This is a genomic window from Lacipirellula sp. (assembly GCF_965279485.1).
GTDB lineage: Bacteria > Planctomycetota > Planctomycetia > Pirellulales > Lacipirellulaceae > Lacipirellula.
In genome coordinates this window covers 2,829,388-2,844,704 of sequence record NZ_CBDIIC010000002.1, presented here as the reverse complement: position 1 = coordinate 2,844,704, position 15,317 = coordinate 2,829,388, and the positions used below count along the sequence as shown (strand labels likewise).

Genomic DNA, 15,317 nt, shown 5'->3' with positions numbered 1-15,317 from the left:
CGAAGCAGCCCGGCGCCACCCGCCGGGCTGTTTTCGTTGCGCCTGGTTGCTAAGAATACTGAAGACTGGACAGGATTACAGGATGAGGAGGATCGACAGGATTTCGGAAAGAACGAATTTCATCCCGTCGATCCGCGACATCCTGTTATCCTGTCAAAAAAATCGAACCGCGTTCCAGCGCAGCCTCAGGGCCTGTGCGTTGCGCTGACTGTTAGAGAGAGCGAAAGAGCATGTCGACCGTTGATTCCCAGCTTCCGATGGAGCCTGACGATATTTCCGACCTGATCGCGATGTTGCGCGAGTCGACCGACAAGATGCATGCCGATCGCATCGATCGCGGCGACTTGAAGATCCTCGCCCGTACGATTCGCGAGCTGCGGTACGCGTTCAAGGTGTTCGCCGGCTATCGGGGGAAGCGGAAGGTGACCGTCTTCGGTTCAGCCCGCACGCCCTCCGACGCGCCGGCGTACGTGCAGGCGATGGAACTGGGCAAGGAGATGGCCGACCGGCAGTGGCTCGTCGTCACCGGCGCCGCCAGCGGCATCATGGAGGCGGGGCATCGCGGCGCGGGGCGCGAGAACTCGATGGGGCTCAACATCATGTTGCCCTTCGAGCAGTCGTCGAATGAAATCATTCGCGACGATCCGAAGCTTGTAAACATGAAGTACTTCTTCACGCGCAAGCTAATGTTCGTCAAAGAGTGCGACGCCGTGGTCTGCCTGCCGGGCGGCTTCGGCACGCTCGACGAAGGGCTTGAGGTGCTCACGCTGTTGCAGACCGGGAAACGCGATATGGTGCCGGTCATTTTGCTCGACGAGCCGGGCGGCACTTACTGGAAAGACTTTCACGCGTTCGTCGACAAGCATCTGTGGGGCGAGCGGATGATCTCGCACGTCGACTTCCGGTTGTACAAAGTGTTCGACACCGTCGAGGAGACGGTGGGCGAGATCATGCAGTTCTACCGCGTGTTCCACAGCATGCGGTTCGTGCGGAAGGAACTGGTGTTCCGGCTGCAGCACAAGCTGCCGGAAGAGACGCTTGCGGAGATCAACCGCGACTTTACCGATCTGCTGGCGAAAGGCGAGTTCGTGCAAAGGGAAGCGTTCAAGGAAGAGGCGGACGATTACAGCCTCTCGACGCTGCCGCGGTTGGCGTTTCACTTCAATCGACGCAACTACGGGCGGCTGCGGGTGCTCATTGATCTCATTAACGAGACAAAGCCGCCGGCGATTGAAGAAGCGAAGCGGCATGTTCCGCCGCTATCGTAGCGATGTTTCGTCGACCGAATACTAGTTAGCCGGATTCTAGAGGGCGATATTTGGATAACTCGCTCTGGACGTAGCGGCGCAGTATGTGGTAGTCAGACGGTATAGAGAGTTGGATGGTGGCCGTTTGGCCCGCCTAGGCCCGCGGAGCGTCACGGATGACCGCCTCGGAAACTTCCACTAACACCAGCGAAAAAGGCCGCCTAGCGGGCCTGGATCTCCTCCGTCTGCTCGCCGTGTTGTTGGTGCTCGGTTGCCATATGGAGGCGTTGCCCGAGGGGTGGGATTCGCCCCTGCGGCCGCTGATCCGCGAGTGGATGGACAACGGCGCCCGCGGCGTCGACCTGTTTTTCGTGCTGAGCGGATTTCTCGTTTCCGGGTTGCTGTTCTCTGAATATCGCAAGCGGAATGAGGTTTCGATCACGCGGTTCTACGCGCGGCGGGCCTGGCGGATCTATCCGCCGTTCTTCGTGTTGATCGGCGTGACCCTGCTTCATGCGAGGTACGCACTCAATTGGACGCCGCCTCAGGAGTGGGTACTCGCCGAGGTCTTCTTCCTGCAGAGTTACTTGCAGGGGCTCTGGAATCATACCTGGACGTTAGCGGTCGAAGAGCATTTTTACTTCGTGATGCCGTTACTGCTGGCGGCGATGGTGTGGAGAAATCGTGGCGCGGCGAATCCCTTTCGAGCGGTGCCGCGGCTAGTCGGAGTGGTATTGATCGCAGGAACCGCGATCCGGGTGATGAACTGGAAAATGCGCCCAGAATACAACGTTTACGCTCATACATTTCACACTCACCTGCGGCTCGATTCGCTGTTCTTCGGGACGCTGGTGGCATATGTCTACCATTTCCATGCCGAGTCGTTTCGCCGCATCGCCCATCCGCTCCGGTTCGTGCTCATCGCCGCGGGCGTCGCGTTGCTGTTCTCTCGCAGTTTCATTCCCATGAGCATCGCCTACCTGGTGACGTTCGGGTACGCGCAGTGTTACGTCGGCTCGGCGGCACTGATGATCGGCGTGCTGATGTGCGAGATTCCCAAGAACCGAATGATTACGTGGCTCGCGATGCTGGGCACGTATTCGTATTCGATCTACCTGTGGCACATGACCGTCATGCAGTGGGCCGTGCCGAAGATGCACGGCAGCGTCTCTTGGCCGCTGCGACAGGCCATCTACACGGCGGCCGCGTTCATCATCGGCCTGGGGATGGCGAAAATCGTCGAGGCGCCCATGCTGAAGTTGCGGGATCGTTGGCATCCTTCGCGGACCACCGGCAACGCGGTCGTCAGGCTAACGCCAACGACGGAAGCGGGCCAGTTGCAGCAGGCGGCTTGAGGCGCTTAACGCTTGCTCTCCGATTGCACAAAATCAACCAGCGCCTTCACGTTATCCGTCGGCGCTTGCTGCAGCACGCCGCGGCTCTGATTGAAGAAGTGGCCGGACTGCCACGCGGTCCAGGCCGCACCGCCGTGTGGGCCAGCGTATCGCTGCGTGGCGCCGCCCGGAGGCCGTGGGCCTCCGGCTACTACTGTGTTGGGGAGAGTCGGCGCAGTTTTTCGATGCACCGCAGCACTTCGGCGCGGTGCTTCGCGATGATCATCCATTCCGGCAAGCGGCTCGCCAGCGTGGCGTTGCGAATGCCGAGACGCTTCGCTTCGTCGTCGCTCAAGCCAGTTCGGTGATCGGCTTGAATGTATGATTCCAGGAATGAAAGATGTTCGAGGTTGAACGCCCAAAGAACGTCCCCGCAACAATCCGTTTGCAGCCACAGCGACAGATTGAAGTACCAATCATGCGGCTCATTGTTGTTTGCTAGGGGAGTTGTAAGGCGTTTACTCAAGCCGGGTAACTTGCGTTCGTTGGCGTAGCCGCAGTGTGCGCAGGTAAATCTGCCGGATGACTGGCGAATGGAATCGCCAACTCGCGCTACCTGAGCACACGAATCGCAACGTGGGCATCGCACCAAGAAGAGGTTTGTGAATGAGCCTATCCACGTTCCGTCGTCTTGGTGGCGTGATTGCATACTAGCGCTTGCTTTCCGCATGCACGAACTCAACGAGCGCCTTCACGTTATCTACCGGCGTTTGCTGCAGTACGCCGTGGCCCAAATTAAAAATGTGGCCGGGGCGGTTCGCCGCGGAGGCAAGCACCGCGCGGGCTTGCGATTCGATCGACTCGCGGTCGGCTAGCAAAATCGTCGGGTCGAGGTTGCCCTGCACGGCGCGGTCGTAGCCGACGGTGCGCCACGCGTCGGCCAGGTCGATTCGCCAGTCGACGCCGATGACGTCGCCGCCCGCTTCGGCCATCAGCGGCAGCAGCGACGGGTTGCCGGTGCCGAAGTGAATCAGCGGGGCGCCGGGCGAAAGGCCGTCGGCGATGCTACGAACGTGCGGCAGCACAAACGTACGGTAGTCGGCGGGCGAGAGGCAGCCGACCCAGCTGTCGAACAGTTGCACCGCCTGAGCGCCGGCGGCGATCTGGGCGTTCAGGTAGCGGGTGATCGATCGCGACAGCCGCTCCATCAGTTCTCGCCATGCCGCCGGTTCGCGGTACATCAGCGTCTTCGTGTGGAGGAAGTTGCGGCTGCCGCCTCCTTCGATCGCGTAGCTGGCGAGCGTGAACGGGGCGCCGGAAAAGCCGATGAGCGGAATGTGCTCAGGCAAATCCTTGCGAGTTTGCGTCACGGTTTCGAAGACGAAGTGGAGCGACTCGGTGCTTTCGAGTTCGATCACTCGCGACACGTCTTCCGATTCGCGGACCGGGTTGTGGATTTGCGGGCCGTCGCCGGGGGCGAATTCGAGATCGAGGCCCATCGGTTCGAGGATCGGCAGGAGATCGGAGAAGATGATCGCCGCATCGACGCCGAGGCGGTCGACGGCGGTGCACATCACTTCGCTGCAGAGCGTGGGATTCTTGCAGAGTTCGAGGAACGACTGCTTCGCGCGAACTTCGCGATACTCTGCCATGTAGCGGCCCGCTTGCCGCATGAGCCAGATCGGCGTGTAGGGAACCGGCTCGCGGCGGCAGGCCCGCATGAAGGGGCCAGCTTGCGACGGGTGGTTGTCGTGCTGCGTGAGGTCGCGCTGGGCGCCGCGCGGAGCGGCGGCTTGCGTAACGACCGTCGCGTAATGGTTCCAACCAGCGGCGATCGTTTGCTTGCGCTCCAAAATCGACTTCGCCTGCGCGGCTGACTCGGCGACGAGGTGGCCAAGCTTCGGATGGGACGGTTCAAAGTCGACCGGCAAGCCATTCGCGCGGAGCATCTCGCTAGTCGTCGGGCCGACGGAGGCGATGGCCGTTTGGCGGAAGGCGTCGCGAACTTGTTGTTCGAGGTCGAGCTCCTGCGCCACGCGCAGCACGTGCAGCACTTGTTGCGCGGAAGTGAACATCGCCAGGTCGAGTTCGCCGGCAGCGAGGCGCTTGATGTTCTCGCGCAGCGGAGCGGCGTCTTCGGGGAGGTCCCAGCGATAGACTTTGAACGATTCAACGATGGCGCCGCGAGCTTCGAGGCCGGCGACGAGGCTCACGTTCGGCACGCCGTACTCTTGAACGGCGACGGTGAGATTTGCGACCGGGAGCTTCGCATCGAGTTCGGCGAGAACTTCGCGCCAAGTGTTCGGCTCCGGCGCGACGATCGTCGGCGTGATCTGCAACTCGCGCATCACGGCGAGCGGCTTCGGTCCGCGGACGATCGTTTTCACGTCGGCGAGCGCGTCGAGAAAGCGTTGGCGATCGATGTGGCGTTCAACGCGCGCGACCATTTCGCGCGTGCCGACGCCGGTGAGCAAGATCACCGCTTCGATCTGCCCGGTGATGAGACGGTGGCCAAAGTCGACGACCGAGCGATCGGCTTCGACGGGGATTTCGCGCATCGAGGGACTCACGTGCGCGACGCCGCCGAAGCGTTCGATCATCCGCGCCGTGTCGTCGGCTTTGCGACTTTCGAACGAGGCGATGCGAAGTCCGTCGTACGACGGCGGCGATGATCCCATGAAACGGTCGACCTGTGCGTAGTGATGGCGAGCCGTGTTGAGCGACGGCGGCAAGTGTTGGTTAATCGCCCAGTTTATCACACTCGGCGGGCGTCGCCGACTGGCGGGTTTTGCGAGAAATGTCGCGGTTTTCTCGCATAACGGACGCGAGAAATGCGAAAGATGTTAACCGCGAATCTCGCGAATTGATGCGAATAAAATAATTCTGTTCACTCTTGGTCGCGTGCTTCGTTGAGAGTGATCGCGTCGGTTCGTTCTTGCGCGCCAGTGTCAACTAAAATTATTCGTGCTGATTCGCATGATTCGCGGTTCGTACTTCAGTTCGCATTTTCTGATGTGCGCATCAGCACGAGCGCAATCCAAAATGCAAGGCCTAAGGTCACGCGAGCGTCACGCGTTCGACGCTTCACGGTTTGTCAACTACCGCGCGCAACACATTTTGTGGTGTCGCACAAATGCACTGCGCGACGCGCAGAATCCATTCTGCAAAAAGTTGCTTGACACACGACGACAACTCCGCAAAATGACCGCAGGTTCGAACAGGAAGTTTGGTCGAGCGACTCGCTTCCGGCGTGTGTGATTGTGGCCCATCACGCGTCGTGCTGGAGAGTGCTTGGCGGACTTCGTCTCCTGTGGCGGCGCGACTTAGGCTGTGCGTCGCGGTTAGTTGTGTCTCATTTTGCGAGGCGTTGCGCGCATTGCGAACGCCGCCTCTCAACTGGGCACGCAACTTGCCCGTCAGGTCATCTCGATCTGGCGACGCAATTCGGACCAGACCGCTGAGGCGACGCCTGCACTCAGCGTGAAGAACAAAATTTGGCGCTCCTGCGTGGGGGGAATACTCGCAGTGAGAGACGCCATTCGATGCGTTGGGGGGCGACGACTGACTGGATCGACCGTCGGCGAAGTCATTTCGCGTGCCCGGATGTCCTCCCCAGCTTTTTTCGCCGACAAGGCGCCTAAACGGGGCTTGTGGTACCATGCCACAAGCCCCGTTTTTGTTTCATGGTCTCTTATTGCGCCTGCGGAGAGTCGTAGTCGGCTTGTTTGGCGATGGCTCACGCGCTTGTTGCCCTCGGTGCGAATCTCGGCGACCGCGCGCGGCAGCTTGGCGGTGCGATCGATGAGCTTGCGCGATTGCCGGAGTCGCAGCTGATCCGCCGCAGCGGGTGGTTCGAGACCCCCCCGATAGGCGGGCCGACGGGGCAGGGTGCGTTCCTCAATGGCGCGGCCTTGTTGGAGACGGCGCTCACGCCGACAGCATTGCTAGCAGCGCTGCAGCGAATTGAGGATGCTCTCGGCCGCGTTCGCACCGAGCGCTGGGGAGCCAGGGTGATCGATCTCGATCTACTCCTCTGCGATCAACGGACGATCGATGTGGGCGAACTTGTCGTGCCGCATCCGCGCATGGCGTTTCGGCGCTTTGTCCTCGCACCGGCTGCCGCCGTCGCGCCGGAAATGATTCACCCGACCAGCGGCTGGACGGTCGCGGCGCTGCTCAACCAACTGCAGCATGGCGCCAACGTCGCCGCGGTGATCGCGGACGACGAACGGCAGGCTGAAGCGTGGGGCGAGCGGCTGCGTGCTCACTTCCGCGACGCGTTCGTGGCGATTCCCGAGGCGCTGGCGTTGCCGCAAATCGTGACGTGGGCTGCCTATCGCGCGGGCGCCGACGAGTCGCAGCGGCGCCGGCCGAAATTAATTTTGAACTTTTCTACGGCAGCTGCGGCCGCTGGCGAATCGGCGTCGCAGCCCGCCAGACCCGCGTTCCACGCCGGGGCTGGTTCGCGTAGAATGCCTAACCTTCCAACCGGCGGCCCCGTCGCGTGGATCTCTCAACTCGGGGCGGCCGACCCGATGACCGAAGCGGCGGCGGCGATCCAAGCAGTGTGGCCGGAGCTGGCGGCGGTCGCACCCCCTTCGGATTAGCCCGCGATGCCCGCCGCCGTGCCTCGTTCCCTTCAGGTCATCAACGGCGTCGAGGCGATGCGCACTGCCATTCGCGAGGTGCAACGCGGCGGCGAGACGGTTGGCTTCGTGCCGACGATGGGCGCCCTTCATGAGGGGCATCTCAGTTTGATCGACGCGGCGGCCGCGGAATGCGATCGCGTCGCGGCAAGCATTTTCGTCAATCCAACGCAGTTTGGCCCGAACGAAGACTTTACGAAGTACCCGCGGCCGCTGGAGCGTGATCTCGATTTGCTCCGCGAACGGGGCTGCGAGTTCGTGTTCGTCCCCGAGGCGGCCGAGATGTATCCGGCGGGTTACGGTACCTCGATCGACGTCGGCGCCGTCGCCGTGCCGTGGGAGGGCGTCGCACGTCCGGGGCATTTTTCTGGCGTCGCGACGGTGGTGCTGAAGCTGTTCGAATGCGTGCCGGCCGATCGGGCGTACTTCGGGCGGAAAGATTATCAGCAGACGCTCGTCGTGAAGCGGATGGCCGCCGACCTCAACCTGCCGGTCGATGTGCGAGTTTGCGCGATCATTCGCGACGCCGACGGGCTCGCGCTCAGTTCGCGGAACGTCTACCTCAGCCCCGACGAACGGCGGCGGGCGCTGTCGCTGAGCCAGTCGCTGCGGTTAGCGGAAGAAATAATTTCCGGCGGCGAGCGCAAAGCGCTTGTGGTTCGCGAGCGGATGCTAGCACTCCTTGCAGCGGCCGGCGGCGTGAACGTCGAATACGTCGCGATCGTCCGCGATCAAACGGTCGACGAAGTCGCGACGATCGATGGTCCCGTCACGATTGCGATCGCGGCGAAAGTCGGCACGACGCGGCTGATCGACAATGTGCGGATTGGGTAGGAGTGTCAGTTGTCAGTGGTCCGTTGTCAGTCGCTAGTGGATCGCAGCGTTTGCTAGATGATCTTCACAACTGACGACTGACGACTGACAACGGACGACTGACAACGGACAACTGACAAGCCCGCCGCCAACGATCGACAACCGACCACATATTCACCCCAAGTAATATTCCCCAATGTGCTCTGAACTTTTTCGGATTCCGCTGAAATGGGACAACGTGCCGATCTTCGGCGCGGGGGTCTTGCTGTTGCTGTGGGCCGTGTTCAGCGTGCTGGGGCTGAAGTCGACGGCGCGAGCGATGGGTTGGCCGGCGGCTTTGAAAGCCCATCTGCCGACGATCGTCATCGTGTCGGCGGCGCTGGTGTTCTTTGTGCCGAAATACTTTCCCGACGGCGTGCCGATTCGCGGTTACGGGATGATGGTGCTGCTGGGCAGCATCGCCGGCATTTGGATGTCGGTTCATCGTGCGCAACAGGCGGGCGTCGCCGGCGAAGAGATTCTCGGGCTCGCCGTGTGGATGTTTATCTCCGGCGTTATCGGAGCGCGACTGTTCTACGTCGTCGAGTATTGGGACGACCGCATCCGCCAGGCCGATTGGATTTCGACGATCAAGACGGCGCTCAGCTTCACCGAAGGCGGGCTCGTCGTGTACGGCGCCTTCATCGGCGCGATGATCGGCTTCACGCTTTACATGCGGCGCCGCGGATTGCCGGCGCTAGCGATCTCCGACATGATCTGCGCCGGCATGCTCGTGGGACTCGCGTTCGGTCGCATCGGGTGCTTGCTGAACGGCTGCTGCTACGGCGGCGAGTCGAATGTGGCGTGGGCGATCACCTTCCCGCGCGAGAGCGGCCCCGAGATGATCAGTCCCCCCTACGGTGATCAGGCGACGTCGGGAGCGTTCTATGGATTCCACTTGCGTTCGAGTTCCGACGAAATGGCGCCGGCGATCATCGATCGCGTGAACGAAGGCTCAGTCGCCGCGACGGCCGGCTTGAAGGCTGGCGATCGCGTTATCAAGATTGATGAGAAGTTGCTCGCCGGAGTCGCGGGCGCCGAGATGCTTGTCTATGAAGCTTTCCTGCAAGGCAAGCCGATGGTGCTGACAACCAGCGACAAGGCGACGCACGAGTTGCCGGCGATCGAGCCGCCGCCGCGCAGCCGCCCAGTGCATCCGGCGCAGCTCTACAGCACGATCACTGCCGCGCTGTTGGCGTGGGTGCTGTGGTCGTTTTACCCCTTCCGGCGTCGCGACGGCGCCGTGACGGCGCTGATGATTACGCTCTATCCGATCGCCCGCTTTTGCGAGGAATCGATCCGCGTCGACGAGTCGGCGGTGTTCGGCACTGGGATGAGCATTTCGCAGAATGTGAGCATTCTACTGCTTGTGGCGGCCGGGGCGATGTGGGTCTGGTTGCTGCGTAAACCGGCCGGAAATCTGGCTTTTCCCGACACGGCCGTCGGTTCTTGATGAACCCTCGGGGCACTCGCTCCGTTGGGATATGAACGGCTTGCGCTCTGCCACCCCCTGGCTCCGCCAGGGGGTGGCGGTGCGATGGCGCGACGCGCTCGCGTTGTGGAGGCCGACCCCCTGGCAGAGCCAGGGGCTAAAAAATCCTTCAGGATTTTTGCCACTTTTCGTGCAAGGCAAAAGGCTGAGCGGTAACTATCCCCGTGAAGCCTGTGACATGAACTCGTCCACTGGCCAGCGTGCTGCCGAGACCGACTCGGCCGAGCGAATCGATCTGTCGTCGATCCTCTCGGAGCATGGCCGCTGGTTGCGGACGGTGCTGGCGGCGCGGGGCGTCGAGCGGGATGCGCTCGACGAGGTCCTGCAAGAAGTCGCTGCAGCGGCGTGTCGCGGGGCGGAGCAATTGAACGATCGCGAACGACTGGGCCCTTGGCTCTACCGCATTGCGGTCGTCCAAACCTTACAGTATCGCCGACGTGCGGGTCGGCGACGGCGACTCGTCGAGCGCTACGCCGGCAGCGGCGTAGCGCGAGACGAAGCCGTCGACCACGACCCGCTCGCCTGGTTACTTGCGGAGGAGACGCAACAACTGGTGCGGCAAGCGATCGCTCGCTTGTCGCCGCGCGACGCGGAGCTGCTCCTCCTCAAATATACGGAAGACTGGAGTTATCGCGATCTGGCTGAAAAGTTGGGTATGTCGGTGAGCGCCGTCGAGGCGCGACTCCACCGAGCCCGCGGCCGGATGCGATCGGCGCTAGCGAGCATGGCGCCGGAAGTGACGGAATCCATTCGATAGTCGTCTAGCGAACCATGAACCTTTCCGACGAACAACGCGACGCGATGCTGATCGATCGGTTGGTCGACGGCGAGTTGTCGAACGACGAGCGGCGGCAACTGCTCGCGACGCTCGAAGCCCAGCCCGACGGCTGGCGACGTTGTGCGTTGGCCTTCGTCGAAGCACAAGCATGGCGAGGCGCGATGGGGAGTCTCGTGCGGGAGACCCCCATCGTCGCTGAGCCTAAGACGCTCGCTGCGTCTACTGTCGAGGCAGCGGCAGTGAGCGATGCGGCTCGCAAAGAATCGTCGCGATCGCCGTTGGCGACTTGGCTCGCAGTGGCGGCTTCGGTGGTGGTCGCGTTCGGCGTGGGACGGCAAACCGGCGTGATGCGGTCGGCGAATCACACGGCCAATCAGCAGATTGCCTCGTCGCCGGCTGCGATTCCAAACAACAAAACAAGCGAGCCGCGGATCGAGCGCACAGCGCCCGGCGATGCGGTGACGCTCGTAGTGAACGATCGCCACGGCGTGCCGCAGCGCATCGAAGTGCCGCTCGTAGAAGGCCGGCAACTGGGGCGGGCGTTCGGCAATGTGCCGCACTGGTCGTCGCCGGAGTTGGACCGTCGGCTCGATGAGCAAGGGCTCGATCTCGAGGCCCATCGCCGCTACGCACCGATTTACTTCGAGCAAGAGAACAAGATTGTCCCGATGGTCGTACCGGTAGACGACGCCATCGTGCGGCCGGCGAACCGGCCGGTGTACTGAGGAAGGGTGATCGGTGACTGGTGATCAGTGATCGGGAATAGAGCTCAGTTTTTCACATCACTACCACCACTAACAACAGCCGGCGGGGCCGGCGAAGGGACGTGCAACTCAGAGAGAACCGCTAGACGCTCGCCTCAATGCAAGACTTGGGGTTAACACAACGAGTCGAGCGTCGAAATGGGTCATCCTGCCCTCTGCTTTGCAACGTCCTTTCGCCCGCTTCGTTGGAAGCAAGTTCGCGACTTCAGCTCCCGGCTTCGCCCGGGGGTAGCATCGCCCGTGCGGGGACGATTGGTGCTGGACACCGACCCCCGGGCGGAGCCTGGGGCTGAAGGCCGAACGTTCGTTGCATCGCACACGCGTTGTGTTTTATTGAGGAGCGTTATCATGAAAATTCAAAAATGGAAAAGCTTGTGGGGAGCCCTGGCGATTGCCTTCCCCGCGCTTGCGATCGTGGTTGCCCAAACGCCGTCGGCCGTTCACGCCGAAAAAGAAGTTGAAGTCAGCGAAGGTCGCATCGTCGAGCTCTCGCCCAATCGCGGCGACCGTCCCGCCGTTGTGGAAGAGGACGTCGAAGAAGAAGCCGAAGTCGCGGCCCCGAAGTATTGGATCGGCCTGCAAGGTCGGCCCATCGACAACCGTATTCTGCGGACGCAGCTGCAACTGGCGGCCGATGTGGGCGTGGCGATTGAATCGGTGATGCCCGACAGCCCTGCCGAGAAGGCTGGCCTGCGGCAGGACGACATCTTGGTGTCGGTGAACGGCGAACCGCTCGCCGATCTCGCCTACCTGCAAAGCGTCATTGCCGAGAAGCATGACAAGCCGGTGGAACTGAAGATCATCCGTCTCGCGAAGGAAGAGACGATCGAAGTAACGCCGGAAGAGATTCCGGCCGAAGTGCTTGAGCGGCTTGCGGCCCAGCAACTGCAGCAACGCAACCCGATGGGGATGATGCAGGGGGGTAATTTCGATCCGCAGGCCTTGATGGAGCAACTCCGTCAGCAAGGTGGCCAAGGCGGCATGCGAATGATTAACCCCGGCATGATCTTCGGCGGCCAGCCCGGCGCCCAGGTGCCCAACGGCGTCTCGGTGAACGTCACCCGCAACGGCGACGGCGAGGCGACCGTGACTGTCCAACGCGGCGACGAATCGTGGACTGTCGAAGCGGGCGATGAAGAGGCGCTGGCCAAGCTGCCGGAAGATATCCGGCCGTTTGTCGACCAAGTCCTCAGCGGCGGCGCCAACGCCTTTGGCGGCGTCCCGGGGTTTAATCCCCAAGAGCTACCGGGCGTTCCGGGCGACTTGCGGCAGTTCGACGCCGGCGGCAACGGCGAAGGGCTCGATCGCATGAACCAGCGGATGCTTGAACGGATGGAGCGACTGGAGCAACGGCTCCGCGATCTGCAAGAAGAACAGCGTTCGGCCCCGGCTGAGCAACCGCAGGTCGAGGAAGACCCGAGCGCTTGATTTTTGAGGGAACCGATGGGATTAATTTCGTAGTCCCGCGGGTCAGTACCTCCGCGTGCTTCGACCAGGCTCAGCGATGGTCCTGGTCGAAGCTTTTTGAAACACCAAACTAGCTTGGCCGTCGGCGTGCGTGCGGGATTCACACAGCTTCCGCGCGGACGAAAACGTCCCCTCCCAGTTCCGACGGCCAAGCGACCACGGCCGCGGCTCGACTTCGAGCCGCGGCCGTTGGCGTTTTGATGAAAGTCACTGGCTCTGCCGGTGGACGGAGTGCGAGAGAACGCGGCCTAGCGTTCGTCCACCGGCACAGCCGGTGGCTTATGGAATCGCTAGCTCAGTTCAACAACCGGCAGCGGCTGCTGCGAGCGCCGCAACTGCCCGCACGCGGCGTCGATGCGGTCGCCCTTGCGGTGGCGGAATTTCACCCGCACGCCGCCCTCTTCCAGAATCGCGCGGAACGTCTGCCGTCGCTCGGCCGTCGGCGTCCCGTACGGCAGGCCGGCCACCGGGTTGTAGGGGATGACGTTTAGCAGCGCCTCGCGGCCCTGCAAAATGCGGGCGAGCTGCCGGGCGTGCTCCGGGGCGTCGTTGAGGTCCGCGAGCAGCACGTACTCGTAGGTGATCCGTCGCCCCGAGACGTCGAAATAGCGGTCGGCCGCCTGCATGATCGGGTCGAGGCCGATGTTCTTGTTCACCGGGACGAGCTGATTGCGGAGTTCGTCGTTCGGGGCGTGCAGTGAAATGGCGAGCCGATAGTTCTGCTCGTGTCGTGCGAGCCGATCAATTGCCGGCGGCAGCCCGACGGTTGAGATCGTGATGCGGCGGGCGCTGATCCCCAGGCCATCCTCGCGATGGGCCTCGGCGAGGGCGACCAGCAGGCGATCGAGATTGGCGAGCGGTTCGCCCATCCCCATGACCACAATGTGGCTGAGCCGTTCTTCAGGCGACAGCAACCGTTGCAGCAGGAGGATCTGCTCGACGATTTCGCCGGCGGTGAGATTGCGATCGACGCCGTCGAGGCCGCTAGCGCAAAAGACGCAGCCCATGCCGCAGCCGACCTGCGTGCTGATGCAAATCGTGCGGCGGGTCGTATCACGAAGCAACACGCATTCGATTTGTCCGCCGTCGGCGAGACTTAGCAGCAGCTTCTCGGTACCGTCGTCGGCTTGGGTGTGCTTGGCGACTTCGGTGGTCCACAGCTGAAACCGCTCGGCCAGGTCGGCACGCACCGCCTTCGGCAGGTCGGTCATCGCGTCCCAATCGCCGGCCCGTTTCTCGAAGAGCCACTTCCGCACCTGCGCGACGCGATAGCGCGGCACTTTCGCCTCGACGGCCCATTCGGCCAGCGAGGCGTCGACGCTATTGAGCAGGTGTGGTTTTGCGGTTTGGGACATTAATGATGTTCTGAAGATTGAACCGCCAAGGACGCCAAGAGCGTCAAGGAGGAAATGCTATTTACCACGAAACACACGAAGCACACAAAAACGTGCACTGCTGATTGACGCTAATGTTCGCTAATAAGAATTGGAATTTATTAGCGTCCGATCAGCGTTCATTAGCGGTTAGACGTCTTCTTATTTCACTTTTAGTGTACTTCGTGTGTTTCGTGGCCAAACTCCCCGCATTTCCTAAGCGAACCTTGGCGTCCTTGGCGGTTGCCTTTATTCCCCCCGAACTACCGAGAGTTCGACAAAATCGCCGGCAGCCAGGTGCAGAGGTAGTAGGCCCGCGGGGCGGTGAGGTCGAGGACGCCAGCCAGATCGAGGCTGCTCCGTTGCGGCAGTAACTGGCTGTCGGCGCCGAGCAGAGCGCCCAGCGCCGATGGCGGCGATTCGTATTCAACGCAGCGGACGGTCTCTTTATCCTTGCCCGCCAGCGTGGCAGCGCGTTCGATCGCGGCTTCCATGAAGCCAATCTGGTCGATCAGCCCCAACTCCTGCGCTTGCTCGGCGGTGAAGATCTGACCGGTCGTCGCCTTTTTGAGATCGGCTTCGTTTCCTTTCAGCTTCGGCCGGCCCGCTTCGACGATCGCCTTGAAGCGAGCAAAGCTCTGGTCGACCAAGCCTTGCAGCAGCTTGCGTTCTTCGGCCCGCTCTTCAGGCGACAGCTCGCGCGTGGGGCTCCCCATCAGCTTGTACTTGTGGCTCGCGACCGAGTCGTCCTTCACCTTCCAGGTGCTGAGCAGCTCCGACACGTCGTAGTGCGGAATCACGACGCCGATCGAACCGGTCCATGTTGACGGCTCGGCGTAAATGACATCGTCCTGCGTCTTCTGATCGCCCGCCGCCATCGCTAGGTAGTAGCCGCCGCTGGCGCAAATACTCCCCATGCTCACGACCATCGGAATCTCACGATCCTTCACCAGCTCCTTCAGCTCGTGGTAGAGGTAATCGCTTGCCGTGACGGTGCCGCCGGGCGAATCGACCCGCAGGACGATCCCCTTCACGTCGTTGTCTTCGCGAACGCGGTCGATCTGTTTCTTTACAAACCCGTCAGGATCGAGAATCGTTCCCTCGACGCGGATAATCGCGATCTTGTCGGTCGCTTCCTTGCTGAGTGAGTGATACTTCTCTTGCGGCGCGTCGGCCGGGCTGAAGTAGCGTTGGTAGCTAGCATTCTGGCCGATGATGATCATCACGCAGATGCCGAGCACAATCAGCAGCAGCTTGCCATACCGGCCGAAGGCGGTGGGGGCCTGCTGTTGGATGATGACTTGCGACGGCGGCGAGCCGGGGGCGGGGGTGACGGTCGACATGCAAAGAACTCCTGTCCGCTG

Annotated in this window: 12 protein-coding genes; 8 read left to right on the top strand and 4 right to left on the bottom strand. The window is 62.0% G+C overall.

The annotated features are described in order from the left end of the window. Positions 1–230: 230 nt before the first annotated feature. Together ACQY7R_RS18990 and ACQY7R_RS18985 are read left to right on the top strand one after the other, a co-directional pair. Entirely contained in the window at positions 231–1,268 is a 1,038-nt protein-coding gene (locus ACQY7R_RS18990; RefSeq protein ID WP_428307140.1) for a TIGR00730 family Rossman fold protein, read from the top strand. Between the two features lie 155 nt (positions 1,269–1,423). Then, positions 1,424–2,602 carry an acyltransferase family protein gene (locus tag ACQY7R_RS18985; RefSeq protein WP_428307139.1) on the top strand — a complete coding sequence of 393 codons (1,179 nt, stop codon included), beginning with the start codon at positions 1,424–1,426 and terminating at the stop codon, positions 2,600–2,602. A gap of 190 nt (positions 2,603–2,792) precedes the next feature. Here the strand turns inward: ACQY7R_RS18985 and ACQY7R_RS18980 are convergent, their stop codons facing one another. Then, the gene (locus ACQY7R_RS18980; RefSeq protein WP_428307138.1) at positions 2,793–3,107 is read right to left on the bottom strand and encodes a hypothetical protein; all 315 of its coding nucleotides are present in this window, start codon (positions 3,105–3,107) and stop codon (positions 2,793–2,795) included. A 184-nt stretch (positions 3,108–3,291) separates the two neighbouring features. Beyond that, the gene (gene hemE, locus ACQY7R_RS18975) at positions 3,292–5,259 is read right to left on the bottom strand and encodes a uroporphyrinogen decarboxylase (RefSeq protein WP_428307137.1); all 1,968 of its coding nucleotides are present in this window, start codon (positions 5,257–5,259) and stop codon (positions 3,292–3,294) included. A gap of 1,053 nt (positions 5,260–6,312) precedes the next feature. On the opposite strand from hemE, the gene folK reads away from it, so the two are divergent. The 6 genes from folK (at position 6,313) to ACQY7R_RS18945 (ending at position 12,541) form a co-directional block, all read left to right on the top strand. Beyond that, a complete protein-coding gene (gene folK, locus ACQY7R_RS18970) occupies positions 6,313–7,188 on the top strand; it encodes a 2-amino-4-hydroxy-6-hydroxymethyldihydropteridine diphosphokinase (protein WP_428307136.1) in 876 nt (291 codons plus the stop codon). An 18-nt stretch (positions 7,189–7,206) separates the two neighbouring features. After that, the gene (gene panC / locus ACQY7R_RS18965) at positions 7,207–8,061 is read left to right on the top strand and encodes a pantoate--beta-alanine ligase (RefSeq protein ID WP_428307135.1); all 855 of its coding nucleotides are present in this window, start codon (positions 7,207–7,209) and stop codon (positions 8,059–8,061) included. A gap of 175 nt (positions 8,062–8,236) precedes the next feature. Continuing rightward, positions 8,237–9,532 carry a prolipoprotein diacylglyceryl transferase family protein gene (locus ACQY7R_RS18960; RefSeq protein WP_428307134.1) on the top strand — a complete coding sequence of 432 codons (1,296 nt, stop codon included), beginning with the start codon at positions 8,237–8,239 and terminating at the stop codon, positions 9,530–9,532. A 217-nt stretch (positions 9,533–9,749) separates the two neighbouring features. Beyond that, positions 9,750–10,328, top strand: a complete 579-nt coding sequence (locus ACQY7R_RS18955; RefSeq protein ID WP_428307133.1) for an RNA polymerase sigma factor — start codon at positions 9,750–9,752, stop codon at positions 10,326–10,328. Between the two features lie 14 nt (positions 10,329–10,342). Then, positions 10,343–11,074, top strand: a complete 732-nt coding sequence (locus tag ACQY7R_RS18950; RefSeq protein ID WP_428307132.1) for a hypothetical protein — start codon at positions 10,343–10,345, stop codon at positions 11,072–11,074. 387 nt (positions 11,075–11,461) lie between these two features. Next, positions 11,462–12,541 (top strand): S1C family serine protease, encoded by a 1,080-nt coding sequence (locus tag ACQY7R_RS18945; protein WP_428307131.1) that lies wholly within the window; start codon positions 11,462–11,464, stop codon positions 12,539–12,541. Positions 12,542–12,870: 329 nt separating this feature from the next. On the opposite strand, the gene rlmN is transcribed toward ACQY7R_RS18945, so the two are convergent. Together rlmN and sppA are read right to left on the bottom strand one after the other, a co-directional pair. Beyond that, positions 12,871–13,935 carry a 23S rRNA (adenine(2503)-C(2))-methyltransferase RlmN gene (gene rlmN, locus ACQY7R_RS18940; protein ID WP_428307130.1) on the bottom strand — a complete coding sequence of 355 codons (1,065 nt, stop codon included), beginning with the start codon at positions 13,933–13,935 and terminating at the stop codon, positions 12,871–12,873. A 281-nt stretch (positions 13,936–14,216) separates the two neighbouring features. Further along, entirely contained in the window at positions 14,217–15,296 is a 1,080-nt protein-coding gene (gene sppA, locus ACQY7R_RS18935; RefSeq protein ID WP_428307129.1) for a signal peptide peptidase SppA, read from the bottom strand. Positions 15,297–15,317: the final 21 nt, after the last annotated feature.

Coding starts and splice junctions, on each gene's coding strand:
- folK (WP_428307136.1), top strand. CDS start 6,313: ATGGCTCACGCGCTTGTTGCCCTCGGTGCGAATCTCGGCGACCGCGCG.
- sppA (WP_428307129.1), bottom strand. CDS start 15,296: ATGTCGACCGTCACCCCCGCCCCCGGCTCGCCGCCGTCGCAAGTCATC.
- hemE (WP_428307137.1), bottom strand. CDS start 5,259: ATGGGATCATCGCCGCCGTCGTACGACGGACTTCGCATCGCCTCGTTC.
- ACQY7R_RS18960 (WP_428307134.1), top strand. CDS start 8,237: ATGTGCTCTGAACTTTTTCGGATTCCGCTGAAATGGGACAACGTGCCG.
- ACQY7R_RS18945 (WP_428307131.1), top strand. CDS start 11,462: ATGAAAATTCAAAAATGGAAAAGCTTGTGGGGAGCCCTGGCGATTGCC.
- ACQY7R_RS18955 (WP_428307133.1), top strand. CDS start 9,750: ATGAACTCGTCCACTGGCCAGCGTGCTGCCGAGACCGACTCGGCCGAG.
- ACQY7R_RS18990 (WP_428307140.1), top strand. CDS start 231: ATGTCGACCGTTGATTCCCAGCTTCCGATGGAGCCTGACGATATTTCC.
- rlmN (WP_428307130.1), bottom strand. CDS start 13,935: ATGTCCCAAACCGCAAAACCACACCTGCTCAATAGCGTCGACGCCTCG.
- ACQY7R_RS18985 (WP_428307139.1), top strand. CDS start 1,424: ATGACCGCCTCGGAAACTTCCACTAACACCAGCGAAAAAGGCCGCCTA.
- ACQY7R_RS18950 (WP_428307132.1), top strand. CDS start 10,343: ATGAACCTTTCCGACGAACAACGCGACGCGATGCTGATCGATCGGTTG.